This is a genomic window from Bacteroides sp. NGMCC 1.200775, from assembly GCF_040798045.1.
Classification (GTDB): domain Bacteria; phylum Bacteroidota; class Bacteroidia; order Bacteroidales; family Bacteroidaceae; genus Bacteroides; species Bacteroides hominis.
In genome coordinates this window covers 961384-987242 of sequence record NZ_JASCQK010000001.1, presented here as the reverse complement: position 1 = coordinate 987242, position 25859 = coordinate 961384, and the positions used below count along the sequence as shown (strand labels likewise).

Below are 25859 nucleotides of genomic sequence, written 5' to 3'. Positions count from 1 at the left end.
GAAGCCGATGATTAAAAAGATATTAGCAGCATTATTGTTGTTTCCTACATTTATATATGCTCAGATAAACACAGACAGGGTAATGATGATTGCCCGAAACGCGTTATACTTTGAGGACTATGTCCTTTCCATTCAGTATTTTAATCAAGTGATCAATGCAAAACCCTACCTGTATGAACCCTATTTTTTCAGAGGGCTTGCCAAGATCAACCTGGATGATTATCAGGGAGCTGAAGATGACTGTGATGCGGCCATTGACAGGAATCCTTTTGTAGTGGGTGCTTATCAGATTCGTGGGCTTGCAAGGATTAAACAGAATAAGTATGATGGGGCTATTGAAGACTATAAGAAAGCACTTCATTTTGACCCTGAAAATATTACGCTTTGGCATAATCTGACTTTATGCCATATACAGAAAGAAGACTATAAAGCTGCTGAAGATGATTTGGGTAAATTGCTGGCAGTTGCTCCCAAATATACAAGAGCCTATCTGATGAGAGGAGAGGTGGCTTTGAAGCAACAGGATACATTGCGGGCTTTGAATGACTTCAATACAGCTATTGAGATGGATAAGTATGATCCTGATGCCTGGGCATCCCGGGCCATCGTCAGGTTACAACAGGGAAAATATGCAGAGGCAGAATCGGATTTGAATCATGCAACGCATTTGAATGCCAGAAACGCCGGGAATTATATTAATCGTGCTTTAGCCCGTTTCCATCAGAATAATCTGCGGGGAGCCATGAGTGATTATGATCTGGCTCTTGATATTGATCCGAATAATTTTATCGGACATTATAACCGTGGTTTGCTTCGGGCACAAGTAGGAGATGACAATCGAGCTATTGAGGATTTTGATTTTGTACTGCAAATAGAACCGGATAACATGATGGCTACGTTTAACCGAGGATTACTTCGTGCACAAACGGGGGATTACCGGGGAGCCATTAAGGATTATACAACTGTGATTGATATGTATCCGAACTTTTTGGCCGGATATTATCAACGTGCAGAGGCAAGGAGAAAGATCGGCGACCGTAAAGGTGCTGAAATGGACGAGTTTAAAGTCATGAAAGCGCAACTTGACAAGCAAAATGGTGTAAGTAATAGCGATAAGACCGTGGCTGATAATAAAAAAAGTAATAAGAAAGAGGAGACTAAAACTCGTAAAAAGTCCGATAAGGATATGAATAATTACCGGAAAATCGTTATCGCAGATAATTCTGAAGTGGAACAGAAATATAAGAGTGATATTCGGGGCAGGGTACAGGATCGTAATGTTAATATCAAGATGGAACCGATGTATGCTCTTACCTATTACGAGAAGATGGGCGATGTGAAGCGGACGGTACATTATTATAAGTATATAGATGATTTGAATCGTGCCGGTGTTTTACCAAAACGTTTGTATATCACTAATATGGAATCACCGCTTACCGAAGAACAAGTGAAGTTCCACTTTGCATTGATTGATACACATACTTCGGCAATTGTTGAAAATCCGCAGGATGCACGTATACGATTCTCCCGTGCACTTGATTTCTATCTGGTACAAGATTTTGCCAGTTCTGTTGAAGATCTGACTCAGGCCATTTTGTTGGATGATAAATTCTTCCCTGCTTACTTTATGCGTTCCTTGGTGCGTTGCAAGCAGTTGGAATATCAAAAGGCAGAAGAAGCTAATGCAGCCTCGGCAGCACCGGCCACACTACCGGGTATATCCGCTCCACCGAAGTCGGAAATCAGTGCCTTGGACTATGATATAGTGAAAAGTGACTTGGATCATGTGATCTCTTTAGCCCCCGATTTTGTTTATGCGTATTATAACCGTGCCAATGTATTGGCCATGTTGAAAGATTATCGTGCGGCAATTGCGGACTATGACAAAGCTATCGAATTGAATAAAGAGTTTGCGGAGGCTTATTTTAATCGTGGATTGACACATATTTTCCTGGGTAACAATAAGAATGGAATAGCTGACTTAAGTAAGGCAGGCGAGTTGGGCATTGTTTCGGCCTATAATATCCTGAAACGATTTACAGAAGTGCCGGAATAACATTTTTTAGATAAAAAATAGTAAACTCAAAAAGAAATCCTTATTTTTGCGTGCAATAATGAAAAATATAACATAACATTATGATAAAAATAACATTTCCTGATGGCTCTGTTCGTGAGTATAACGAGGGAGTAAACGGACTGCAAATTGCAGAAAGTATCAGTTCGCGTCTGGCGCAAGATGTATTGGCGTGTGGAGTGAACGGTGAGATTTATGATTTGGGACGTCCCATCAATGAAGATGCTTCGGTAGTGCTTTATAAATGGGAAGATGAACAGGGTAAGCATGCTTTTTGGCACACAAGTGCTCACTTGTTGGCTGAAGCTTTGCAGGAGCTTTATCCGGGTATTCAGTTCGGTATTGGTCCGGCTATTGAAAACGGTTTCTACTATGACGTTGATCCGGGAGAGGCTGTCATCAAAGAGTCTGATCTGCCTGCAATTGAGGCAAAAATGGCTGAACTGGTTGCAAGGAAAGAAGCTGTGGTTCGCCGGGATATCGCAAAAAACGATGCTTTAAAGATGTTTGGCGACCGTGGGGAAACTTATAAATGTGAGCTGATTTCGGAGTTGGAAGACGGACATATTACAACATATACACAGGGTGACTTTACGGATCTTTGTCGTGGCCCTCACTTGATGACAACCGCACCTATTAAAGCTATTAAGCTGACTTCTGTTGCCGGTGCATACTGGCGCGGACATGAAGACCGTAAAATGCTGACTCGCATTTATGGTATTACTTTCCCTAAAAAGAAAATGCTGGATGAGTATCTGGCTTTAATGGAGGAAGCTAAAAAACGTGACCATCGTAAGATTGGTAAAGAAATGCAACTTTTCATGTTCTCCGATACGGTGGGTAAGGGATTGCCTATGTGGCTGCCGAAAGGAACTGCTTTGCGTTTGCGTTTGCAGGATTTCCTTCGCCGTATCCAGACTCGTTACGATTATCAGGAAGTGATTACTCCGCCTATTGGTAACAAGTTATTGTATGTGACTTCGGGGCACTATGCAAAATATGGTAAAGATGCATTCCAACCCATTCATACACCGGAAGAGGGTGAAGAATACTTCCTGAAACCGATGAACTGTCCTCATCATTGTGAAATTTATAAGAATTTCCCTCGTTCGTATAAGGACTTGCCTCTGCGCATTGCTGAATTTGGTACTGTGTGTCGTTACGAGCAGAGCGGTGAACTTCATGGATTAACACGTGTGCGTAGCTTTACACAGGATGATGCACATATTTTCTGTCGTCCGGATCAGGTGAAGGGAGAGTTCCTTCGTGTGATGGATATTATTTCAATCGTGTTCCGTTCTATGGATTTCACTAACTTTGAAGCACAAATTTCTTTGCGCGATAAAGTGAACCGTGAAAAATACATTGGCAGTGATGAGAACTGGGAAAAAGCTGAACAAGCTATCATTGAGGCCTGCGAAGAAAAGGGGCTGAAAGCTAAGATCGAATATGGTGAAGCTGCGTTCTATGGTCCTAAATTGGACTTTATGGTGAAAGATGCTATCGGTCGTCGTTGGCAGTTAGGAACTATTCAGGTGGATTATAATCTGCCGGAGCGCTTCGAACTGGAATATATGGGATCGGATAACCAGAAGCACCGTCCGGTGATGATCCATCGCGCTCCATTCGGATCTATGGAACGTTTTGTTGCTGTATTGATTGAACATACCGCCGGTAAATTCCCGTTATGGCTGACTCCGGAACAAGTCGTTATTCTCCCGATTAGTGAGAAGTTCAATGAATATGCGGAAAAAGTGAAGACTTACTTGAAAACAAAAGAAATTCGCGCAATTGTGGATGATCGCAATGAGAAGATCGGCCGTAAAATTCGTGATAACGAGATGAAGCGCATTCCGTATATGCTGATTGTCGGCGAGAAAGAAGCTGAAAATGGTGAAGTTTCTGTCCGCAGACAGGGAGAAGGAGACAAAGGAACCATGAAATTTGAAGATTTTGGTGAAATTTTGAACGAAGAAGTTCAGAATATGATAAATAAATGGTAACTTTGCGCCCAATTGTAAAAGCACAGCATTTTGATAATGTTCTAAAGACAGCTTTTACTTTAATACATAATTTAATTTGGTAGACAATAAAAAACAAACTGGAAGTAAACGTTATTTAATGAAGAATGACAGTATGAAATCGCAATATCGGATCAATGAACAGATCCGTGCGAAAGAAGTCCGCATTGTAGGTGATGATGTAGAGCCTAAAGTATATCCCATTTTTCAGGCATTAAAATTGGCTGAAGAAAAAGAAATGGATCTCGTGGAGATTTCTCCCAATGCCCAACCACCTGTTTGTCGTATTATTGACTATTCCAAGTTTCTGTATCAGTTAAAGAAGCGTCAGAAGGAACAAAAGGCTAAACAGGTAAAAGTAAACGTAAAAGAAATACGTTTTGGTCCGCAAACGGATGACCATGACTATAATTTTAAGTTGAAACATGCTAAAGGCTTTTTGGAAGATGGTGACAAGGTGAAAGCTTATGTTTTCTTCAAAGGTCGTTCCATCCTTTTTAAGGAACAAGGTGAAGTGCTTCTGTTGCGTTTTGCTAATGATCTGGAAGACTATGCAAAAGTCGATCAATTGCCGATTCTGGAAGGTAAACGTATGACGATTCAGCTTTCTCCGAAGAAGAAAGAAGGAGTTGTAAAGAAGCCTGCGGCTCCCAAACCAGCTGCTCCGGCTACAGTAAAAGCAGAAAAGCCTGCTGAAAACAATGAAGAGTAAGAAAAATGCGTAACGCGCAGGTATAGTGCGTTGCCATATAATTTAATAATTTAAAAACAATTAAGATGCCAAAGATGAAGACTAACTCCGGTTCTAAAAAAAGGTTTACCCTTACCGGAACAGGTAAAATCAAAAGAAAGCACGCTTTTCACAGTCACATTTTGACTAAGAAGTCTAAGAAGAGAAAAAGAAACCTGTGTTATTCAACAACTGTTGATACAACAAATGTAAGCCAGGTTAAGGAACTCTTAGCTATGAAGTAATCAAAAGCGTACAAAGTATTATTAAAGTTATTAACCGAATGCTTTAGCTTCAAGTTCGTTACGTGAAGTAACGGCGCTAACATTCAAAAAAGAGAAAACTATGCCAAGATCAGTAAATCATGTTGCTTCAAAAGCAAGAAGAAAGAAAATTTTGAAATTGACCAGAGGTTACTTTGGTGCAAGAAAAAATGTATGGACCGTAGCTAAAAACACTTGGGAAAAGGGTTTGACCTATGCGTTCCGTGACCGTAGAAACAAGAAGAGAAACTTCCGTGCTCTTTGGATACAACGTATCAATGCTGCTGCACGTCTGGAAGGAATGTCATATTCTAAACTGATGGGTGGTCTGCACAAAGCCGGTATCGAAATTAACCGTAAGGTTTTGGCTGACTTAGCTGTTAACCATCCGGAAGCTTTCAAAGCTGTAGTCGCTAAGGCTAAAGCAGCTTAAGTTCCGACAGTTTTATGATTTACAAAATGCTGGTTACATTAACTGTAACCGGCATTTTTCATTTTTAAAGCTGGGTTTATAATTTAAAAAATAGTCTAAGAGAGAAACAAAATCTTCTTTTTCCTTGTTTATCTCACTAAAAGTAACTACATTTGTTGTAGTAAAATATTAGCCGCATTGATTGGATCGGGAAACTCATCAATTAAACTGAAAACCGAGACAAGCTTCGCTTCTCAATGGCGGGCCACATCCTTCGGGATAACTTTATAGTCGGTGGATTACAAAGAGGACGGGCACTCAAATCATGTCATTCGGAGTTTCATCACATCATCGGTGCGGCTTTTTAATAAAGGAAAAGGGCGGTAATCATTTAAAGACTACCGTCCTTTTTTTATGCTGTTTTCTTTTAAATACACATATAGTTATGATATTCTATTTTTCAGGAACTGGAAATTCTAAATGGATTGCGGAGCAGATTGCAAGGGTACAAAACGAAACACTTGTTTTTATGCCGAATGCCATTAGGGATGGAATAAAAGAGTTTGTGTTGGCGGATAATGAAAAAGTAGGTTTTATTTTTCCTGTTTATTCATGGGGACCTCCGTTGGCCGTGTTGCAGTTTCTGGATTGGGTCACTTTGGCTAATTATAACTCCCAATATGTCTATTTCGTGTGTTCTTGTGGAGATGATACAGGATTGACGGAGAAAGTGTTTCGCAGGGCATTATCTCGTAAAGGAATAGAGTGTAATGCCGGATTTTCGGTGACGATGCCTAATAATTATGTGTTGCTTCCCGGATTTGACGTGGATAAGAAAGAATTGGAGAAAGAGAAATTAGAAAAAGCTGTCGGCAGGGTAGAAGAAGTTAACTACTCGATAAATGCTCGTGAGACGGGTTTTCATTGCAATGAGGGGAGTTTTCCATGGTTAAAAACGAAGATACTGAATCCGCTTTTTAATCGTTTTATGACTTCTGCAAAACCGTTTTATGTTACTGATGATTGTATCGGTTGCAAGCGCTGTGAAAGAATATGTCCGGTTGGGAATGTAGTTGTGATAGGGTGGAGACCGGTGTGGGGGATGGACTGTACATCTTGTTTGGCTTGTTACCACGTTTGTCCGAAGCATGCAGTGCAATATGGGAAAAGAACCAGAAGTAAAGGGCAGTATTTAAACCCTAATGTGAGTATTTCACACGAATCAGCTAAGTAGAAAGTATTATAAAGAAAAGCCTTTGTATAGCCTGTCCGGGAGAATACAAAGGCTTTTTTACAGAGTTAATCTTTTATTGTAATCTGGCAATTGGATAAATCCTCAATAATGGCAAGAGACTCTACTCTTACTCCTCTTTCTTCAAGTGTTTTACGTCCGTTTTGAAATGCTTTCTCAATGATGAATCCCATTCCTACCAGATTGGCACCAGACTGTTTGATGAGGTCGATAACACCTAAAGCAGCGTTTCCATAGGCCAAGAAGTCATCGACAAATAATATATTGTCTTTTGGGGTAAGGAAGTCAGAGCTGATGACTACTTCATAATCACGGTCTTTAGTGAATGAATGTACTGTAGTGCTCAAGGCATTTTGTATGGTTCTTGGCGACTTTTTCTTGGCAAAAACGACGGGTAAGTCCATTAAATAGCCCGTCATGATGGCCGGAGCAATTCCGCTGGCTTCTATGGTCATGATCTTATTGACGTTTGTTCCGGCAAAAAGGCGCACAAACTCTACGCCAATTGACTTCATTAGTACCGGGTCCATCTGGTGGTTGATAAAACTATCTACTTTGAGAATTCCCCCTTCATAGCATTTTCCGTCTTGCAGGATTCTTTTTTTAAGTAATTGCATGATTATAATAATAAGTTAATGTGCCCAATATGCCAATGCGCCGATGTATTCGGATGGTACATCGGCATATTGGGTTCATTGGATGATTATTTATTGTTTCTCAGGTCCTTCACTCTGACAGCTTTGCCTTCACTTTGTGGTAGAGAGCCTTTCTTTACCAATTTGAGTTTGGGCGTGACAAGTATTTCGTCTTTTAGCTGGCGGGTAATGTCCTTACGTATCTTTTCAAGTTCAATGTAATTGTCTGTAGAAAGATCGCTCAATTCTACTTCTACAATCATTTCATCTTGGTTGTTAACAGTCTCAAGTGTGATAAGGTAATTGCTTCCCAATTCGGGGAATTGTACCAATATCTTTTCTACTTGCATGGGGAAGATGTTGACTCCTTTGATGATAAACATATCGTCACTACGGCCTTTGATGCGGTCAATTCGGATATGGGTACGTCCACAGGGACATTCTCCCGGTAAAATACGAGTGAGGTCACGTGTACGATAACGTATGAGCGGCATCATTTCCCGATCAAGGGTAGTGAGTACGAGTTCTCCGATTTTTCCTTCTGGGACAGGTTCTCCGGTTTCGGGATTAATGATTTCTACATAATAGCAATCTTCCCAAAAGTGCATGCCATTCTGCTCTGTACACTCAAACGCGACACCGGGGCCGTTCATTTCGGTCATTCCAAAACTATTGTATGCTTTAACACCTAACATGCGTTCTATTTTTTTTCGCTGTTCGTCTGTGTGTGGTTCTGCACCGATTACGAGAGTTTTGAGAGTGGTACTGCATGGATCGATCCCTTCTTCCTGAAAGACCTCAGCTAAGCGGATGGCATAACTGGGGATGGCGTGGAGGGCAGTTGTTTTAAAGTCGGTAATAAACTTGATCTGGCGTTTACTGTTACCGGCAGCGGCAGGTACAGTTAAAGCTCCCAGCCGTTCAGCTCCATATTGGAATCCGAGTCCTCCTGTGAACATACCGTAACCGGAACTGTTTTGAAAAACATCTGTATTACGTATGCCTACACAATATAAGCATCGTGCAACCAGATTGGCCCATGAATCTAAGTCATGCTGTGAATGGACAATAACCGTTGGTGTTCCTGTTGTTCCGCTTGAAGAGTGAATACGTACTCCGTCTTCTTTCATATTTCCGGCGACAAGTCCGAAAGGGTAATTGGCTCGCATATCTGCTTTTGTGGTAAAGGGCAGTTTACGGATGTCGTTCAGTGATTGGATACTTTCCGAAGTGATGCCATGCTCTCGAAATACTTTCTTGTAATAAGGGGCATTGGCTGCTATATTAATTGTTTTCTTGAGTCGCTCGAGTTGTAGTTCCTGCAGTTTTTTACGACTCATGGTCTCTATCTCTTCTTCCCAATATTTTGTATTCATGGCTTATAAATTATTTAAGTAGGGGGGATAATGTATCAAGGTGATAATGCAACGGTTGTCCCGATCACATTATCACCTTTTCTATATTCAATTGTTCCTGGTCATTTCATCGTTTTTTCTGCGATCTCTTTTCCGGCAGCCAAGGCTTTTAAATTGAGTTCGACTATTGTATCACCTTTTTTCTGGAATATTTCACGAATACTATCCTGTATCTTTTCATAATCGATGCCTAAGAATGGGATAGTGGCACCTAATAAAACAATATTGGCAACTCGTGTAGAGCCTATTTCTTTGGCTACTTTATCTACATTCAGAACAACCTTATGCGGCAGTTTATTGATTTCTGCCATAACATCTGCCTCAGCGGGATAATTGGGGATATTAACAAATGGAGTTTCGTTTGTTACCAACCAACCTTCATGGCTGAGGTAGGGGAGGTATCTAAGCCCTTCCATGGGTTCAAGGGAGATGATCAAATCACATTTACCTGAGGGAATCAGATCTGATGCAATGGGCTGGTCACTGATTCGGAGATTCGACTGTACATCTCCGCCACGCTGGCTCATGCCGTGCACTTCTGCCTGTTTCATGTACAGACCGTCTTTGAGGGCGGCCTTTCCGATTACTGTAGCGATGGACAGGATACCTTGTCCACCTACACCTGATAATATGATATCTTTTTTCATGGCTTATTTACTTCTTTTTTTACGTGCTAATGTTTGTATACACTCTCTGCGTGGGATGATAACGGATACTCCTCTATAATCTATTTCCTCACGGATGATCTGTTTCATCTCTTCATAGTTTTTCTTTAAAGGAACAACTATACGGATGTGAGCCGGATCTACGCCTAATCCGGCGCAAATAGCTTCAAGTCGGCCTGTGCCGGCAGAATCTTGTCCACCGGTCATTGCTGTCGTTTCATTATCGGATATGACAATGGTGACATTGGCATTCTCGTTGACACAGTCCAAAAGTCCGGTCATTCCGGAGTGAGTAAAAGTAGAGTCTCCGATTACAGCGACAGCCGGATGTAGCCCGCCATCGGATGCACCTTTAGCCATAGTGATAGATGCCCCCATGTCTACACAAGAATTGATTGCGTTAAATGGTGCATTTGCTCCCAGCGTATAACAACCAATGTCGCTGAATACTTTGTGAGTGGGATATTCTTCTTTCAATACTTGAGTTAATGTTATATACATATCTCTATGCCCGCAGCCTTCGCACAAAGCCGGAGGGCGCATTTCTACAAGATTCGGAACACTGAATTCAGAACGATTCTCTTTGCCGACAGCGCGTGCCACGGTGTCCGGATTTAATTCTCCGTCTTGTGACAATGTACCGTCGAGACGACCTTTTACTTTTAATCCTATGCCCAGATATCCCTTCAGTTGCTTTTCAACAAATGGTTGTCCATCCTCTAATACGAGGATTTCGTCACAATCATTGATTAATTGCATCAATTGCTTTTTGGGAAGTGGATACTGCCCAATTTTTAAAACGGGATATTCGCAACCGTCAGGATAATTTTCCATCAAGTAATTATAGCCGATTCCACAGGCTACGATTCCCATTTTTTTATTGGGACCATCTACGTATCTATTATAAGGTGATTCTTCGGATGCTTTGATAAATTCATCCTGACGTGTAAGTAATGCTTTATAACGCTTGCGTGCGTTGCCCGGTAGCAGGATAAACTGGCGTGGATCTTCACTGAATGAGATTTCGTTTTGTGCTTTTTGTGCTTTGTTTTCTACACCTGAACGAGAGTGAGCCAAACGTGTTACCATGCGCATTAGTATCGGTTCACCGGTTTTCTCGGAAAATTCGAAACCATTGTATACCATGTCATAAGCTTCTTGTTGGTTGCTCGGTTCGTACATGGGTATTAATGAGAAGTCGCCATAGAAACGGCTATCTTGTTCGTTCTGTGAAGAGTGCATACTGGGATCGTCTGCCGCAACTACAATCAGTCCCCCTTTTACGCCTGTGATGGCTGAATTGATAAAACAGTCAGCAGCTACGTTCATTCCCACATGTTTCATGCAGACTAATGCACGCTTGCCGACAAAAGACATACCCAAGGCAGCTTCCATAGCCGTTTTTTCATTGGCACACCAGCGGTTGTGTATGTTACGTTCGCTCGTGATAGGAGCCATCTGGATGTATTCGGTAATTTCAGTGGATGGAGTGCCGGGATAAGCGTAAACGCCTGAAAGTCCGGCATCCAGTGCTGCTTGTGCAATGGCTTCGTCGCCAAGTAAGAGTTGTTTGCTCATATCTTATTTTCTTTTGGTGTTAATCACGTATTTTGTTATAATATCGGGCAAAGATACGTTTTTAAGATCATTTTATCACGGGATTACTTAAAAATCTTTCTTTCATTCAGCGCTTTCCAGTATTTTCTTGCATTGACCATGTGGTCTGCATAGTTGGAAGCAAAATTATGAGTACCCGAAAAATCTTCTTTGGCACACATATAAATATAGTTATGTTTTACATAATTCAATACACTATCAAGCCCTTTGGGAGAAGGTATCCGGATAGGGCCCGGAGGAAGACCCGTATTCAGGTAAGTGTTATATGGAGACTGTATGCTTAAATGCTGGTTGGTAATTCTGCGCAGACTAAAATCTTGTAAGGCGAATTTGATTGTTGGATCAGCTTGCAGAGGCATACCTGTATGTAAACGGTTTATATATAATCCCGCAACCATCGGCTTTTCATCGTTGTTGTTAGTTTCTTCTTCTACAATGGAGGCTAATGTACAAACTTCTTCAGGTGTCATTCCGATTGTTTTAGCTTTTAAACGTCGGTCCTCGTTCCAGAATTTATTATGTTCTTTTTTCATCCGGGCGAAAAAGTCTTCTATGCTGATGTCCCAATATACTTGGTAGGTTTCAGGGATAAAAAGGCAAGGCATGGTAGCTTTCGTATATCCCATTTTCTCTTGGAAAGCGGGATCGTATAACGCTGTAGCAATTTCAGTGGAGTCAATCATTAACTGTTTTCCTATGCTGCAGGCTAATCTGTCCAGAGTTCGTACACTTCCGATGGTCAAATTGACAGGTGTTTGGTATCCTCTTGATAACCTACTATATAGGTGGTATGCATTATCACCCGGTTTGATAGCGTAACGTCCGGTGTGGATGTTTTTACTAAATTCACGGAAATGGGCCATCCATTTAAAACCATCAAAGTTATGAGGATTTCCTTGCTTTTTTATTTTGTTGAAAATAGAATCTGTAGTGTCATCACGATCTATATAAATATAAGTGGTTTTACTTGGATGAAATTGAGGATAGAACAAATAGTAATAAACTATTCCGGAACCAGCAATGCCAATGAAGAGAATAATAGCCAGTATGCTGAAAAATATATTTTTTCTTTTCTTATTCATATAGAATATTCACTATTTATAAAGTTGTGCCAAAGTTAAGAAGATTTCAAAGATGTTTGTTCTTGGATAATAAATGTTTTCTGTCTGTTTAGTTATTATTTACTTTTTAGGGGTATTTACTTTTTCATTTTTAGTTTTTGATATACGCTTTTGTTCCCGTTCATATTTTCCACAAAGCGATATTTGTTTGGCTCTCTAGTTTATTTTCTAAAGAATCGGGAAGAGGAGAAAAGAAATCTAAGCCGGTGAGTTGTTCAACGCTGTCAACTGAGACTGCATAATTTCGTAGTGGTTTTGTTGCAGGTTCGTTGTTGAAAACAAATCCAATAGCTTTGGGGGGAGAACCGTAAAGAGAAAGGATGACCTTGAAAAATCTTGTTGGTACGGTTACCTGGTTCTTGCCGATTGTATGGGATTCTTTATTCATTATCGGACCGCAGACAATGAAGATGGAACTGTCGGCTACTGCCCACTCACGTACTTTATCTTCCAAGTCTTTCCATTTTCGCCGGTTTAATTCGGGGTGTTGCGGGCATATATTGCTGAAATAGAAAGACTCTTTCATAGCTTCGTTACTCCACTTCATGTCGGCAGCGGGGGCCATATGCCCCTTGTCGAATCCGGAATGTGAATAATCAGAATTAGTTGCCATATTGCCTTTGATAGAAGGATCGGCGAGGAATTGATTGTTTCTTTGGGCATTTCCCTTTGTTTCTTGTCGGGTGAGTTCATAAGCTACCCAGTTTGGAATCTTTTGGATTGTATTATAAGATACAGTGTATCCCTTGTGACAAACCAGCTGTCCGTTTAGCGAGTGTTGAGAAATTGGAATCTCCAGATTCTCATAACGTAAACAGTTAGGTACAGCTTTCTCTTTTGATTCCTTTATTGTCTGAAAGAGGGTAGTCTGAATCTCCGGTATGCAAAGATAGATTCCATAAATTAAAGGTAAGATTGCAAATAGAGCTATTCCGAAAATACTCTTAAACGAATTTCTATGATATTTTTTAGACGACTTTTTTCGCTTGTTTTTCATGATATTGAAAATTTAAAGCTTGAAATTTCGAGTAATATGTGGGTACGTAGGCATTATTGTATTCCAATGATTATTGTTAGCAGCTATTGTATGGATAAAATTAAGGTGTAACAGGTATTTATATACAAGTTACACCTTTGGGATAATAAAAGAGCCGCTAGCCAGACTTGAACTGGCGACCTACGCGTTACGAATGCGTTGCTCTACCAACTGAGCTATAGCGGCGTTGCATTTTATCGTTTACGGCGTGCAAAATTACATCTTTATTTTTAAAAACAAAATGAATCTATACTTTTTTCGTGATATTTTCTCTGAAATGTTTATAAAATAAAAAGGTTGAGGATTAAATTAGAAAATAGTTGTAGATTCAAATATTAAAACTCATCTTTGCATATTTACTGATAAATCTACTTTTATATTACTATGAATATACGATTTTATTATAAGTATCTTTCATCACGAGTTGCTTCAAAATGGCTGATACTTGCTGTCGATGTTCTTTTAGTGATTTTTTCAATGTTTTTGGCGAGCCTTTTGCAAATAGGTTTGTCTGTGTTAGTTTTTGAATTCTCACTATGGGTGTGGACAACTCTATTCTGCGTAATATGTAATGTGTGTTTCTTTCATCTGAATCGTACTTATGTAGGAGTAATTCGCTATTCTTCCTTTATTGACATTTCTCGTATTTTTATTTCTTTAACTCTGGGCTATTTTGTTGTTTGTATCGGCAATTTGCTTTGGATAGGGTGGAGTGGAGGAGAAGTTCTGCCGATTAGTGTTATTCTTACAGCTTATATAGTTAATTTTTCCTTGATGGTTTGTTTGCGAATCTTGGTGAAAATGATACATGAGTTGATGACTTTTGATCGTAGGCACAGTATTCGCGTTTTTGTCTATGGTTCAAAAGGGTCTGGTATTAATATTGCCAAATCGCTACGGGTTAGTAGAAGTAATCATTTTAGATTGAAAGGGTTTATTTCTGATGATACGGGATTTATTGGGAAGCAAACAATGGGTTGCCGGGTATACGCGAATAATGAGTCTTTGTTTGATATATTAGAAGAAGAAAGAGTCGAGGCTATTATTGTTTCTTCCGAGAAAGTACATCGCCTTGAAACTTCCGGCATGATTGATCGGTTGATAGCTGAAGATATCCGTATTCTTACAGTACCTCCTATCAATGATCTTGGAAGGCAAGGCGTGCAAATAAAAGATATACAGATTGAAGATTTGTTACAACGGGATCCAATACATGTTGATATCCGGAAAATATCTTCACACATTGAAGGGAAGCGGATTATGATCACGGGAGCTGCTGGGTCTATAGGACGTGAGATGGTTAGGCAGATAGCGGGGCTGAACCCATATAAGTTGATTTTGGTTGACCAGGCGGAGTCTCCGTTACATAATGTGCAATTAGAATTACTGGATAATTGGCGGGATATTGATGCTAAAATGTTGGTGGCTGATGTAACTAATCGAACGAGGATGGAGTATATTTATAAGGAGTATCGGCCGCAATATGTTTTTCATGCTGCTGCTTATAAGCATGTGCCAATGATGGAGGATAATGTGTCTGAAGCGATACAGGTGAATGTATTGGGAACTTGCATTATGGCCGACTTGGCTGTGAAATATGGCGTAGATAAGTTTGTGATGGTTTCTACAGATAAAGCTGTTAATCCGACCAATGTTATGGGGTGCAGTAAAAGGCTTGCCGAGATCTATGTTCAGTCCCTTGCTCGTAAGTTATCTAAATATGCAAAAGATGGGGCACAAGTGAAGTTTATCACAACTCGTTTTGGAAATGTACTCGGATCAAATGGCTCTGTAATACCCAGATTTAAGCAGCAGATAGAAAAGGGTGGTCCGGTGACTGTGACACATCCTCAGGTTATACGTTATTTTATGACTATTCCAGAGGCTTGTCAGTTGGTATTGGAGGCTGGAAGCATGGGAAATGGAGGTGAAATCTATATTTTTGATATGGGTAATCCTGTGAAGATTGTTGATTTGGCGCGAAGAATGATTTATTTAAGTGGGCAGAAAAATATAAAAATAGAGTTTACCGGATTAAGACATGGTGAGAAGCTGTATGAAGAGTTGCTGAATGTAAAAGAGTCTACTTGTCCTACTTATCATGAAAAAATAATGATAGCAAAAGTTCGTGAATATGATTATGAGGAGATAAAGCAAGAAATTCAAAGGTTAATAGATTTGAGTTATACTTCCGACACCATGGGCATTGTTGCTTCTATGAAAAAGATCGTTCCAGAGTTTGTTAGTAAGAATTCTGAGTTTGAGATATTGGATAAAGCCTCTTTTTAATCTATTTTCGAAAACTTAGGAATGAAATAAATGTATATTATGAAAATAATATGTTACCTTTGTGCCCGGTTTATAATTTATTAGAGGAACACTAAAGATTAATCAGAATATCTTATGCGTAGATTTATTACACTATTCTTCTTGATTTTTACCTTATCCGGTGTAGCTGTAGCTCAGCAAATGTCCGATGATCAGGTCGTACAGTATGTAAAAGATGCTCAAAAGATGGGTAAAACTCAGAAGCAGATTACAACAGAGTTGATGAGAAGAGGCGTTACGAAGGAACAGGTCGAGCGTATTCAGGAAAAATATGAAAATGGAAATGGTAGTACAAGTACACAGAGTAACCAGAATACAACAAGGTCTCGTACACGTACTCAGCAAAATGATGAAAGTGACTATTCGAATCGTTCTCAGAAAAACCTGAAGGATCAGAAAAATCAAAAGAATCAGAAAAATATAAAAGGTCTCCGTCAATCGGCTAACCAGAAAAATAAACGGGGTATGGGCGATGATAATCAGGAAATGACTGATGAGGACATGATGTATGAAGAGGATTGGTCTGATGAATATATGATGAAACCGGAAGAGGATCCGACACAACAGATTTTTGGACATAATATCTTCACTAACGAGAATCTTACATTCGAGCCTAATGTAAATATTGCTACTCCTGTAAACTATCGCTTGGGTCCTGGAGACGAGGTGATTATAGATGTTTGGGGAGCTTCTCAGACAACAATAAGACAGACTATTTCGCCAGAGGGCAGTATTTTAGTTGATAATCTCGGTCCTATTTATTTAAGCGGGATGACTGTTCGTGAAGCTAATAATACGGTGCGTCGTGAATTTTCAAAAATCTATGCCGGCATTTCAGGTCCGAACCCTAACACCTCTGTCGATTTAACATTGGGGAATATACGTACTATCCAAATCAGTATTATGGGAGAAGTGGCTATACCGGGCACTTATGCGCTCTCGGCATTCTCTTCTGTATTCCATGCTTTGTATCGCGCTGGTGGCGTTAATAAGATCGGTAGTCTGCGTAGTATCAAAGTCGTGCGTAACGGTAAGAAAATAGCCGATTTGGATGTTTACGATTTTATAATGAAAGGTAAATTGAATGACGATGTCCGCTTGCAAGACGGTGATGTGGTTATTGTTGATCCTTATGAATCCTTAGTACAAATTACTGGCAAGGTAAAAAGACCAATGTTTTATGAAATGAAACCTTCCGAGACGATGGCTACTATTTTGAAATACTCAGGAGGATTCACTGGAGATGCTTATAAGAAAGCTATACGCCTGATTCGTAAAACGGGTCGTGAACATCAAGTATATAATGTGGACGAAATGGACTATTCGGTATTTAAACTGGATGATGGAGACGTTTTAGCTGTTGATTCGGTATTAGAACGTTTTGAGAATCGTGTAGAAGTCCGTGGAGCTGTTTATCGTGCCGGTATGTATCAAATTGATGGTACTGTAAATACTGTAAAACAGCTAATAAAGAAAGCTGAAGGGGTAAGAGGAGATGCTTTTTTGAATCGTGCCATTATCGATCGTGAAAACGACGACCTTACTCATGAAATGATTCAAATTGATCTGAAGGGATTGTTGAATGGCACAGTTGCTGATATTCCTCTTCAGAAGAATGATATACTTTATATTCCAAGTATTGAAGATTTGAAAGAAGAAGCGACACTTACTATTCATGGCGAGGTTGCCAATCCGGGTACTTACTTATACTCGTCGAATATGTCGGTTGAGGATCTTGTTTTGCAGGCCGGTGGATTATTAGAAGCTGCTTCAACAGCTCGTGTTGATGTGTCCCGTCGAATTAAAAATTCAAAAAGTACAGAATTGAGCAATGTGGTTGGTAAGACTTTCTCTTTTGAGTTGAAGGATGGTTTCCTTGTTGGAGGCGATCAGGATTTCCATTTGGAGCCTTTTGATGAGGTGTATATTCGTCGTAGTCCTGCTTATCATCAACAACAAAATGTTACGGTTGGCGGTGAAGTTTTATTTGGTGGTCGCTATGCGTTATCGAAAAAGAATGAACGCCTTAGTGACTTGATTGCCAAGGCCGGTGGGATTACTCAAGATGCTTATGTAAAAGGTGCGCGTTTGATTCGTAAAATGACTGAAGAGGAATTGCGGCGCAAGGAAGATGCGCTCCGCATGGCTAATAAAGGTGGGGCTGATTCTATCTCTGTCAAGACACTGGATGTTTCTGATACTTATTCTGTGGGTATAGAATTGGAAAAGGCTTTGGCTAATCCCGGATCGGACTTTGATATGGTGTTGCGTGAAGGTGATATTCTGTTCGTGCCGGAATATGTAAGTACAGTAAAAATCAATGGCGCTGTAATGTATCCTAATACAGTCTTGTATAAGAAGGGTGAAAGTTTGAAGTACTATATTAATCAGGCTGGTGGTTTTGCAAGTCTTGCGAAAAAGAAAAGAGCTTTTGTTGTCTATATGAATGGTACCGTTTCTCGTCTGCGTACAGGTAATTCCAAGGCAATAGAACCGGGATGTGAGATTATTGTACCAAGTAAGGATCCGAAGAAGAGAATGTCGGCAGCCGAAATTATAGGAATGGGTACTTCTGCGGCTTCATTAGCTACTATGATTGCAACTATGGTTAACCTTTTTAAGTAATGACTATGACTGAAGATAAGAATATAAATAAAACGACTCCACAACCTGAAGAACAAGAGATCGATTTGATAGAGTTGGCTCAGAAAGTTTGGGCTGGTCGGAAATTGGTATTTAAAGTTTGTGGGATTGCCCTGTTGGTAGGCCTTGTGGTAGCTTTTAGTATTCCCAAAGAATATTCTACTAGTGTGACGCTGGCGCCTGAGACTGGTAGTAAGTCATCTACAGGAGGTATGGGAGCATTAGCTGCTATGGCTGGTATCAATATTGGCAGTTCAAGTGGAGAAGATGCTCTTTCTCCCGAATTATATCCGGATATTGTCAGCTCTACGCCATTCTTGTTGGAAATGTTTGATGTAAAAGTGACTGACCAGAAAGGCAAAATTAATACGACTCTATATGAGTACTTGGATAAACATCAGCGATCTCCATGGTGGGGGGCGATTGCATCAGCTCCTTTTAAAGCATTAGGTTGGGTGGTTTCTTTGTTTAAAGATACACCGGAAGAACTTGGAGACGCAAAAATAAATCCTTTTTGTCTGACTCCGGATCAGGCCGGGATTGCAGATGCTTTGAGTCATCGTATATCTGTTTCAGTAGATAAGAAAACAGGAGTGACTACACTTTCTGTAACAATGCAGGATCCGTTAATTTCTGCAGCTTTAACAGATACAGTAATGCATTGCTTGCAAAATTATATAACTGATTATCGCACAAATAAAGCGCGTCATGATTTGGCTTTTACGGAGAAACTATTTGATGAAGCTCAGGGGAACTACTATGAGGCTCAGCAGAAATATGCTCACTTCATGGATGGCAACCAGAATATCATTATGCAGAGTTTTCGTACAGAGCAAGAGCGCTTGCAAAATGAGGTAAATTTGGCTTATGGAGTGTTCACTCAAGTGGCGCAACAATTGCAAGTAGCGAAAGCTAAAGTACAGGAAATTACTCCTGTTTATACTGTAGTACAACCTGCAACAGTCCCTTTGAGACCGGCTAAACCTAATAAAATCATGATTTTAATTGGTTTTGTATTCTTAGCGGGTGTTGGTAGTATAGGATGGATTCTCTTTGTTAAAGATTTATTGAACGGATGGAAGAAACAGCCAGAAAAATAAAAGAAAATGCTTCTTGTTGGTATGCTGTATATACGGCACCAAGAGCAGAGAAGAAAGTGAAGGAACAACTGGATAAGATAGGTATTGATAACTACCTGCCTCTTCAGCCAGTGATTCGTATGTGGAACAATCGTAAGAAAAAGATTTTTATTCCTGTTGTTCCGGGATGTCTATTTGTATATATCTCCTCTGAAGAGATTGCACAAATAACCAGTATTCATGGAGTAGCTTTTTTGCTGAAGGAAAAGGGACAATACGTTTCTATACCTGAGGTGCAGATGGAAACTTTCAGAACGATGATAGAACGTTCCCATGAATTGGTTGAGTTCGCGCCTACAGATTTTGTTCCAGGAGCTACTGTACAGGTGATTCGTGGACAGTTGCAGGGATTAGTGGCTGAATTAGTTGAATGTCAGGGAAACAATAAGTTGTTACTTCGGATTGAAGGGTTGGGATGTGCTTTGGCTACAGTATCTGCAGATTGTGTAGTATCAAAAGAAAAACAATGAAACTGATTACTGAAGAACTTCTTGATAGAGTAACTGATCAGGCTAAGGAGAATTCACGTCTTCGAATGAATTATAATTTCCATGAATCCATGGAAGCTGCTATTCATAGGATGTTGAATGCTTTAGAGCCTGGAACTTATTTGCCCCCTCATCGCCATAAAAACCCGGATAAGGAAGAAGTTTACTTGGTTTTACGAGGGAGCTTATTGGCTATTTTATTTGATGATGAGGGTAATGTAATGGAAAAGGTCAATCTGAATCCGACTCAAGGTCGTTATGGAATTGAGATTCCTCCTTGCGTATGGCATACTATTATTGTCTTGGAATCAGGAACGGTTATTTATGAAATTAAGCAGGGGCCTTTTGTACCTCTTACTCCGGAGAATCTGGCATCTTGGGCACCTCCAGTTGCTGACAAGGAGGCGGCCCGATTATTTATGGAGCGAATGCTTGAGTTTTAACACTCAAACATTCTGCTTCTTGCAAGCATGCAAGCTCCTACGATACCTGCCCTGTCTTTAAGTTTTGATGTTACGATTGCTGAGTCTTTGTTTACTAAATTAAGTGAATATTTGCGGACGGCGGTTTTTATAGGTTGGGTGATATAGTCACTTGTAAGTGAAATTGTTCCACCGATAATGACAAGTTCTGGATTGAAGAGATTGATAAGTCCGGCAATTTGTTTTCCTAGTTTCTGCCCAATTTCTTCCACTATCTCAATACACAAAAGGTCTTCTTTGTTTACAGAAGCAATGATTTCGTCCAGTGTTATAGGATTATTGACATCTCCTATACGGCTGGATAAAATAGAGTTTTCTCCGTTTTGTATACGTTCTAACAAGATACGGTGTAGTGCGGAACCAGAAGCTTCGGTCTCAAGACAGCCTTTTTTGCCACAATGACAAATGATTTCATTATCAAAAGTGCTGGTATGGCCAAACTCTCCGGAAAATCCTGATTTGCCCGTATAAATTTTGCCATCGATAATAATTCCAACACCTAATCCCCAACTGATATTTACGAAAATAATATCCTTTTCACCGTTTACGCATCCCTTTAGATATTCTCCATAGGTCATGGCGCGTGTATCATTGTCTATAGTGACCTTATATCCTAACTTTTCTGCCAAGACTTCTGATAATGGACGTTCCTCAAAGTTAAACTGGCTGAAACTATATCCGGACTCCGGGTTAACACGGCCTGAAACGTTTACATTGATATTCAGTATTTTCTCCTTGGCTATTGTCAGTTTCTTTATGAAATTTGAAATGAGTTTGCATAATTCATTCAATCCCTCTATTGAATTCTCAAATTTATAAGGGATATTCATTTTAAGTTCCATCATGTCGCCCTTGAAGTTTATCAAACCGATATTAATAGCAAATCTTTTAATATCAACTCCTATGAAATAACCGGATTCCGGGTTTAGGCCATATAAATTAGGATGGCGCCCTCCACTTGTTTCTAATTTACCGTAGTCGTTAATATAGCCTTCCTCACACATTTCACTAATAAATTTTGTAACTGTGGGGACGCTAAGATCCAACTCTTTAGACAGGTCAGTAATTGTTGAGCTGCCATTATATATATAATGTGTAATAATTTTCTTTTTGAGAAGAGCGCTTTTGGTTCCTAGTTCTATTTCTTTTAAAAGATGTTGTTTCATATAGATTAATTATTTTGGTAATATCTACAAAGATAGTTAATTTGTTTATTAATTCAGGTTTTTCAGGGTGAAAAGATGTTTCTCTATTGTTTTTAATTGATAATAATAGTGAATGAATTTTATTAAGCGGATATTTGAATCTTCTTTTTATTAATAAAATATTTTATTATATGTTGATTGTTTAATAAATATGCGTATATTTGTACCGATATGCTAAGGATATTACGAGTGTATTATGAAAAACTAGTTCCTAATCCATATTAAAATTCTATATCATTAATATAAAAACGAAATTATCATGGAAAAGATTATTGGATTGATCAATGCTCCTTTTACTCCGTTTTATGAAAATGGAGAAGTAAATTATGAACCCATTGAAGCATATGCTAAGATGTTAGTAAAGAACGGTCTGCAAGGTGTATTCATTAATGGATCTTCTGGTGAAGGATATATGTTAACCGATGAAGAACGTATGAAACTCGCCGAACGTTGGGTAGAAGTTTCACCGGAAGGATTTAAGGTAATTGTACATGTAGGTAGTTGCTGTGTAAAGTCAAGTCGTAAGCTTGCCGAACATGCTCAGAAAATCGGTGCATGGGGAATTGGCGCTATGGCTCCTCCTTTTCCGAAAGTGGGTCGTGTCGAAGAACTCGTGAAATACTGTGAAGAAATAGCCTGTGGCGCTCCAAATCTTCCATTCTATTATTATCATATTCCTGCATTTAATGGAGCATTCTTATCAATGGTTTCATTTCTGGAGGCAGTAGATGGACGTATTCCGAATTTTGCGGGAATTAAATATACTTTTGAGAGTATGTATGAATACAATCAGTGCCGCTTGTATAAAGGAGGTAAATTTGATATGCTGCATGGGCAAGATGAAACCATTCTTCCATGTCTGGCTATGGGTGGTGCTCAAGGCGGCATTGGAGGAACTACCAATTATAATGGTGTAAATCTGGTTGGTATTATAGAAGCATGGAAAGCCGGAGATCTTGATAAAGCGCGCGAATTACAGAATTTCTCTCAGGAAGTTATTAATGTAATCTGTCATTTCCGAGGAAATATTGTAGGTGGAAAGCGGATTATGAAATTGATAGGATTGGATTTAGGTAAGAATCGTACTCCTTTCCAGAATATGACAGATGATGAAGAAATACGTATGAAAGCTGAGTTAGAGGCTATTCATTTCTTTGATCGTTGCAATAAGTTTTAAGATAAACTAATACTGCAATTGCTATGAATACTACAGAATATCTACAGACATGGTCTGACTCTTATAAAAATGACATGATAAGCAATATCATGCCCTTTTGGATGAAATATGGTTGGGATCGCAAAAACGGAGGTGTTTATACCTGCGTAGACCGAGATGGCCAGCTGATGGATACAACCAAATCTGTTTGGTTCCAAGGGAGATTTGCTTTTACATGTTCATATGCATATAATCACATTGAACATAATTCAGAATGGCTGGAAGCTGCGAAAAGTACCCTTGATTTTATTGAAGCACATTGTTTCGATACAGATGGGCGTATGTTTTTTGAAGTGACTGAAACGGGTTTGCCTATTCGTAAACGTCGTTATGTTTTCTCTGAAACATTTGCTGCTATTGCGATGTCGGAATATGCTATCGCATCGGGCGATCATAATTACGCTGTTAAAGCCTTGAAACTGTTCAATGATATCCGGCGCTTTCTTTCTACTCCTGGAATTCTGGAACCGAAATATTGTGAACGCGTACAGATGAAAGGACACTCTATTATTATGATTCTTATTAATGTAGCTTCACGTATTCGTGCTGCTATTAATGATCCGGTTCTTGATCAACAAATAGAGGAATCTATAGCCATTTTGCGTAAAGACTTCATGCATCCGGAGTTTAAAGCTTTGCTTGAAACAGTAGGTCCCAATGGAGAATTTATTGATACAAATGCTACTCGTACCATTAATCCTGGGCATTGTATCGAGACTTCGTGGTTTATTCTTGAAGAAGCTAAGAGTCGTAATTGGGATAAAGAGATGGTCGATACAGCGCTTACGATTCTTGATTGGTCCTGGGAATGGGGTTGGGATAAGGAATTTGGAGGTATTATAAACTTCCGTGACTGTCGAAACCTGCCTTCGCAAGATTACGCACATGATATGAAGTTCTGGTGGCCACAGACAGAAGCCATTATTGCAACATTATATGCATATCAAGCTACTAAAGATGAGAAATATTTGGCTATGCATAAACAAATCAGTGATTGGACTTATGCCCATTTCCCTGATCCGGAATTTGGTGAATGGTACGGTTATCTTCATCGTGACGGAACAATTTCTCAGCCTGCAAAAGGAAATTTGTTTAAGGGACCATTCCACATCCCTAGAATGATGACGAAAGGCTATGCACTTTGTCAGGAATTGCTGTCAGAAAAATAATCTCTTATTTATATCATGAAAAACTCAAAAATTTATCCTTGGATAGTGGTTGCCCTCCTATGGGGGGTAGCCCTACTCAATTATATGGACCGACAAATGCTTAGCACGATGAAAGATGCTATGCAAGTAGATATTGTAGAACTTCAGTCGGCAACTAATTTTGGCCGTTTAATGGCCGTTTTCCTTTGGATTTATGGTCTTATGAGCCCAATTTCTGGTATGATTGCCGATAGACTGAATCGTAAATGGTTGATTGTTGGCAGTCTTTTTGTTTGGTCTTTTGTGACCTATTTAATGGGAGTTGCAGAAACATTTAATCAAGTCTTTTGGTTACGTGCATTGATGGGAGTGAGCGAAGCTCTTTATATTCCGGCCGGCCTTTCTTTAATTGCTGATTATCATGGTGAAAAATCACGTTCTTTGGCGGTTGGTATTCACATGACCGGACTTTATACCGGACAGGCTATTGGTGGCTTTGGCGCTACGGTTGCGGCTGCTTTCTCTTGGCATACTACTTTTCATTGGTTTGGTATTATTGGTATTGCATATGCCTTTGTTTTGGTATTATTTTTAAGAGATAAAAAAGAGCATGTTAAAGTAGAACGTCCGGAACCTTCATCCAAGAATGGCGAGAAAGCAGGTTTGTTTAAAGGCTTATCATTACTATTCAGTAATATAGCTTTCTGGGTTATATTGCTTTATTTTGCGGCTCCTAGTTTGCCGGGATGGGCTACTAAAAATTGGCTTCCAACTTTGTTTGCTGAAAACCTTGATATTCCAATGTCACAGGCAGGACCTATGTCGACTATAACAATTGCACTATCTTCATTTATTGGTGTAATTTTAGGTGGTACTCTTTCTGATAAATGGGTACAAAAAAATATTCGTGGGCGTGTATATACCGGTGCAATTGGTTTGGGATTGACGATTCCCTCTTTGTTATTATTGGGATTTGGGCATAGTTTTGTTGCTGTTGTTGGGGCTGGGTTGTTATTCGGTATCGGCTATGGTATTTTTGATGCTAATAATATGCCTATTCTTTGTCAGTTCGTTTCTTCTAAATATCGTGCAACAGCATATGGCATCATGAATATGACAGGAGTATTTGCAGGAGCATTTATCACAGATTTGCTGGGTAAGTGGACCGATGGTGGAAATTTAGGTTTAGGTTTTGCCATGTTGGCTATCATTGTATTTATAGCACTGGCAGTACAACTCTACTTCCTGCGTCCGAAAACAGATAATATGGAATAAAAATAAAAGGAAATGATTGTATCTAATTTACAGAACAGCCAAAGGGTAGAAGGACTTCACCCACTGTTTAAAACTCTGTTTGATTACGTAAAAACACATGATTTACTTCATGCCGAATTAGGACGAATTGAGATAGATGGTGATAACTTATTTATTAATAATGTGAATCCTGAGTGTGTTACACGCGATAAACAAGTTTTGGAGTTACATCGCGATTACATTGATGTACATATTTTGTTGGAAGGAACAGAGACTATAGGCTGGAAAGCTATTGAAGATCTAAAGAGTGAAATGAAACCTTATGCGGCAGAAGGGGATTGTGCTCTTTACTCTGATGTGCCTACTACATTCGTTGATTTGCTCCCGGGACAATTCATGATTGTATATCCGGAGGATCCCCATGCTCCCCTTATCGGACAAGGTAAGATTCGTAAACTTATAGCAAAAGTTAAATTGTAGTTTGGTAAACGCATAATAAAAAAAACGTCTGGATTGTTAATATTAATAATCCAGGCGTTTTTTATTATAGAGCTGTTATGTAAATTTCTATCATCATTGATTTGATAGATGTTTATTTTTTCTATGCAAATGGGAGAGGAGAGAGTTTCTTATTATAAGATTCTCTCTCCTCTATTTATATATTGCTTATAATCAGTGTTATTATGTTCTATATAAGGTAAATGTCTTTTTAGAG

At 39.4% G+C, this 25859-nt stretch carries 22 protein-coding genes and 1 tRNA gene; 15 read left to right on the top strand and 8 right to left on the bottom strand.

Features of this window, described 5'->3' with window-relative positions; translation table 11 throughout:
• The first annotated feature begins 7 nt into the window (after nt 1-7).
• The 6 genes from QK890_RS04290 (at nt 8) to QK890_RS04265 (ending at nt 6734) form a co-directional block, all read left to right on the top strand.
• A complete protein-coding gene (locus tag QK890_RS04290; protein ID WP_367627214.1) occupies nt 8-2056 on the top strand; it encodes a tetratricopeptide repeat protein in 2049 nt (682 codons plus the stop codon).
• An 80-nt stretch (nt 2057-2136) separates the two neighbouring features.
• On the top strand, nt 2137-4077 hold the full coding sequence (gene thrS / locus QK890_RS04285) for a threonine--tRNA ligase (protein ID WP_005809024.1): 1941 nt from the start codon (nt 2137-2139) through the stop codon (nt 4075-4077).
• Between the two features lie 118 nt (nt 4078-4195).
• The gene (gene infC, locus QK890_RS04280) at nt 4196-4807 is read left to right on the top strand and encodes a translation initiation factor IF-3 (RefSeq protein ID WP_032530688.1); all 612 of its coding nucleotides are present in this window, start codon (nt 4196-4198) and stop codon (nt 4805-4807) included.
• A 65-nt stretch (nt 4808-4872) separates the two neighbouring features.
• Nucleotides 4873-5070 (top strand): 50S ribosomal protein L35, encoded by a 198-nt coding sequence (rpmI, locus tag QK890_RS04275; protein WP_004297539.1) that lies wholly within the window; start codon nt 4873-4875, stop codon nt 5068-5070.
• Between the two features lie 100 nt (nt 5071-5170).
• Nucleotides 5171-5521, top strand: a complete 351-nt coding sequence (gene rplT, locus QK890_RS04270) for a 50S ribosomal protein L20 (protein WP_002561638.1) — start codon at nt 5171-5173, stop codon at nt 5519-5521.
• A gap of 424 nt (nt 5522-5945) precedes the next feature.
• Nucleotides 5946-6734, top strand: coding sequence for an EFR1 family ferrodoxin (locus QK890_RS04265; protein ID WP_032539458.1), 789 nt, complete (start codon nt 5946-5948; stop codon nt 6732-6734).
• Nucleotides 6735-6799: 65 nt separating this feature from the next.
• Here the strand turns inward: QK890_RS04265 and xpt are convergent, their stop codons facing one another.
• From xpt to QK890_RS04230, 7 genes are all read right to left on the bottom strand, one after another.
• On the bottom strand, nt 6800-7369 hold the full coding sequence (gene xpt, locus QK890_RS04260; protein WP_005776479.1) for a xanthine phosphoribosyltransferase: 570 nt from the start codon (nt 7367-7369) through the stop codon (nt 6800-6802).
• A gap of 86 nt (nt 7370-7455) precedes the next feature.
• Nucleotides 7456-8763 carry a phenylacetate--CoA ligase gene (locus QK890_RS04255; RefSeq protein ID WP_032539457.1) on the bottom strand — a complete coding sequence of 436 codons (1308 nt, stop codon included), beginning with the start codon at nt 8761-8763 and terminating at the stop codon, nt 7456-7458.
• 101 nt (nt 8764-8864) lie between these two features.
• Entirely contained in the window at nt 8865-9449 is a 585-nt protein-coding gene (locus QK890_RS04250; RefSeq protein ID WP_005776481.1) for an indolepyruvate oxidoreductase subunit beta, read from the bottom strand.
• A gap of 3 nt (nt 9450-9452) precedes the next feature.
• A complete protein-coding gene (locus tag QK890_RS04245) occupies nt 9453-11045 on the bottom strand; it encodes a thiamine pyrophosphate-dependent enzyme (protein WP_032539456.1) in 1593 nt (530 codons plus the stop codon).
• Between the two features lie 83 nt (nt 11046-11128).
• Nucleotides 11129-12166, bottom strand: a complete 1038-nt coding sequence (mltG, locus tag QK890_RS04240) for an endolytic transglycosylase MltG (protein ID WP_032544005.1) — start codon at nt 12164-12166, stop codon at nt 11129-11131.
• A gap of 160 nt (nt 12167-12326) precedes the next feature.
• Entirely contained in the window at nt 12327-13202 is an 876-nt protein-coding gene (locus QK890_RS04235; protein ID WP_005776486.1) for a DNA/RNA non-specific endonuclease, read from the bottom strand.
• A gap of 152 nt (nt 13203-13354) precedes the next feature.
• Nucleotides 13355-13427: transfer RNA gene (locus QK890_RS04230), tRNA-Thr, on the bottom strand.
• A gap of 198 nt (nt 13428-13625) precedes the next feature.
• On the opposite strand from QK890_RS04230, the gene QK890_RS04225 reads away from it, so the two are divergent.
• The 5 genes from QK890_RS04225 to QK890_RS04205 all read left to right on the top strand — a co-directional run bounded on the left by QK890_RS04225 (nt 13626) and on the right by QK890_RS04205 (nt 20282).
• The gene (locus QK890_RS04225) at nt 13626-15530 is read left to right on the top strand and encodes a nucleoside-diphosphate sugar epimerase/dehydratase (protein ID WP_005776487.1); all 1905 of its coding nucleotides are present in this window, start codon (nt 13626-13628) and stop codon (nt 15528-15530) included.
• A 114-nt stretch (nt 15531-15644) separates the two neighbouring features.
• Complete coding sequence (locus QK890_RS04220) at nt 15645-18194, top strand: SLBB domain-containing protein (protein WP_005809019.1); 2550 nt, start codon at nt 15645-15647, stop codon at nt 18192-18194.
• 5 nt (nt 18195-18199) lie between these two features.
• Nucleotides 18200-19312 carry a Wzz/FepE/Etk N-terminal domain-containing protein gene (locus QK890_RS04215; RefSeq protein ID WP_032530691.1) on the top strand — a complete coding sequence of 371 codons (1113 nt, stop codon included), beginning with the start codon at nt 18200-18202 and terminating at the stop codon, nt 19310-19312.
• Entirely contained in the window at nt 19288-19821 is a 534-nt protein-coding gene (locus tag QK890_RS04210) for a UpxY family transcription antiterminator (protein WP_032530692.1), read from the top strand. The genes QK890_RS04215 and QK890_RS04210 overlap by 25 nt, the downstream gene beginning before the upstream one ends.
• The gene (locus tag QK890_RS04205) at nt 19818-20282 is read left to right on the top strand and encodes a WbuC family cupin fold metalloprotein (protein WP_005776491.1); all 465 of its coding nucleotides are present in this window, start codon (nt 19818-19820) and stop codon (nt 20280-20282) included. Before QK890_RS04210 ends, QK890_RS04205 begins: the two co-directional genes overlap by 4 nt.
• Here QK890_RS04205 and QK890_RS04200 read toward each other — a convergent pair.
• Complete coding sequence (locus QK890_RS04200) at nt 20279-21487, bottom strand: ROK family transcriptional regulator (protein ID WP_367627213.1); 1209 nt, start codon at nt 21485-21487, stop codon at nt 20279-20281. The two genes, QK890_RS04205 and QK890_RS04200, sit on opposite strands and share 4 nt — an antisense overlap.
• A 298-nt stretch (nt 21488-21785) precedes the next feature.
• Between QK890_RS04200 and QK890_RS04195 the strand changes: the two genes are divergently transcribed.
• From QK890_RS04195 to QK890_RS04180, 4 genes are read left to right on the top strand one after another with little or no spacing between them, the layout of a single operon-like run.
• A complete protein-coding gene (locus tag QK890_RS04195) occupies nt 21786-22703 on the top strand; it encodes a dihydrodipicolinate synthase family protein (protein ID WP_005776494.1) in 918 nt (305 codons plus the stop codon).
• A 23-nt stretch (nt 22704-22726) separates the two neighbouring features.
• Nucleotides 22727-23911 (top strand): AGE family epimerase/isomerase, encoded by a 1185-nt coding sequence (locus QK890_RS04190; protein ID WP_005776495.1) that lies wholly within the window; start codon nt 22727-22729, stop codon nt 23909-23911.
• 15 nt (nt 23912-23926) lie between these two features.
• On the top strand, nt 23927-25165 hold the full coding sequence (locus tag QK890_RS04185) for an MFS transporter (RefSeq protein ID WP_005776496.1): 1239 nt from the start codon (nt 23927-23929) through the stop codon (nt 25163-25165).
• 12 nt (nt 25166-25177) lie between these two features.
• The gene (locus QK890_RS04180; RefSeq protein ID WP_005776497.1) at nt 25178-25624 is read left to right on the top strand and encodes a YhcH/YjgK/YiaL family protein; all 447 of its coding nucleotides are present in this window, start codon (nt 25178-25180) and stop codon (nt 25622-25624) included.
• Nucleotides 25625-25859 lie beyond the last annotated feature (235 nt).

Bases quoted from the DNA above. Each gene is read 5' to 3' on its own strand.
- QK890_RS04210 (WP_032530692.1), top strand. From the start codon at position 19,288: ATGGAAGAAACAGCCAGAAAAATAAAAGAAAATGCTTCTTGTTGGTAT.
- QK890_RS04205 (WP_005776491.1), top strand. From the start codon at position 19,818: ATGAAACTGATTACTGAAGAACTTCTTGATAGAGTAACTGATCAGGCT.
- QK890_RS04215 (WP_032530691.1), top strand. From the start codon at position 18,200: ATGACTGAAGATAAGAATATAAATAAAACGACTCCACAACCTGAAGAA.
- QK890_RS04195 (WP_005776494.1), top strand. From the start codon at position 21,786: ATGGAAAAGATTATTGGATTGATCAATGCTCCTTTTACTCCGTTTTAT.
- rplT (WP_002561638.1), top strand. From the start codon at position 5,171: ATGCCAAGATCAGTAAATCATGTTGCTTCAAAAGCAAGAAGAAAGAAA.
- QK890_RS04180 (WP_005776497.1), top strand. From the start codon at position 25,178: ATGATTGTATCTAATTTACAGAACAGCCAAAGGGTAGAAGGACTTCAC.
- xpt (WP_005776479.1), bottom strand. From the start codon at position 7,369: ATGCAATTACTTAAAAAAAGAATCCTGCAAGACGGAAAATGCTATGAA.
- QK890_RS04220 (WP_005809019.1), top strand. From the start codon at position 15,645: ATGCGTAGATTTATTACACTATTCTTCTTGATTTTTACCTTATCCGGT.
- QK890_RS04235 (WP_005776486.1), bottom strand. From the start codon at position 13,202: ATGAAAAACAAGCGAAAAAAGTCGTCTAAAAAATATCATAGAAATTCG.
- QK890_RS04250 (WP_005776481.1), bottom strand. From the start codon at position 9,449: ATGAAAAAAGATATCATATTATCAGGTGTAGGTGGACAAGGTATCCTG.
- rpmI (WP_004297539.1), top strand. From the start codon at position 4,873: ATGCCAAAGATGAAGACTAACTCCGGTTCTAAAAAAAGGTTTACCCTT.
- thrS (WP_005809024.1), top strand. From the start codon at position 2,137: ATGATAAAAATAACATTTCCTGATGGCTCTGTTCGTGAGTATAACGAG.
- QK890_RS04200 (WP_367627213.1), bottom strand. From the start codon at position 21,487: ATGAAACAACATCTTTTAAAAGAAATAGAACTAGGAACCAAAAGCGCT.
- mltG (WP_032544005.1), bottom strand. From the start codon at position 12,166: ATGAATAAGAAAAGAAAAAATATATTTTTCAGCATACTGGCTATTATT.
- QK890_RS04185 (WP_005776496.1), top strand. From the start codon at position 23,927: ATGAAAAACTCAAAAATTTATCCTTGGATAGTGGTTGCCCTCCTATGG.
- QK890_RS04265 (WP_032539458.1), top strand. From the start codon at position 5,946: ATGATATTCTATTTTTCAGGAACTGGAAATTCTAAATGGATTGCGGAG.
- QK890_RS04255 (WP_032539457.1), bottom strand. From the start codon at position 8,763: ATGAATACAAAATATTGGGAAGAAGAGATAGAGACCATGAGTCGTAAA.
- QK890_RS04190 (WP_005776495.1), top strand. From the start codon at position 22,727: ATGAATACTACAGAATATCTACAGACATGGTCTGACTCTTATAAAAAT.
- infC (WP_032530688.1), top strand. From the start codon at position 4,196: ATGAAGAATGACAGTATGAAATCGCAATATCGGATCAATGAACAGATC.
- QK890_RS04225 (WP_005776487.1), top strand. From the start codon at position 13,626: ATGAATATACGATTTTATTATAAGTATCTTTCATCACGAGTTGCTTCA.
- QK890_RS04245 (WP_032539456.1), bottom strand. From the start codon at position 11,045: ATGAGCAAACAACTCTTACTTGGCGACGAAGCCATTGCACAAGCAGCA.
- QK890_RS04290 (WP_367627214.1), top strand. From the start codon at position 8: ATGATTAAAAAGATATTAGCAGCATTATTGTTGTTTCCTACATTTATA.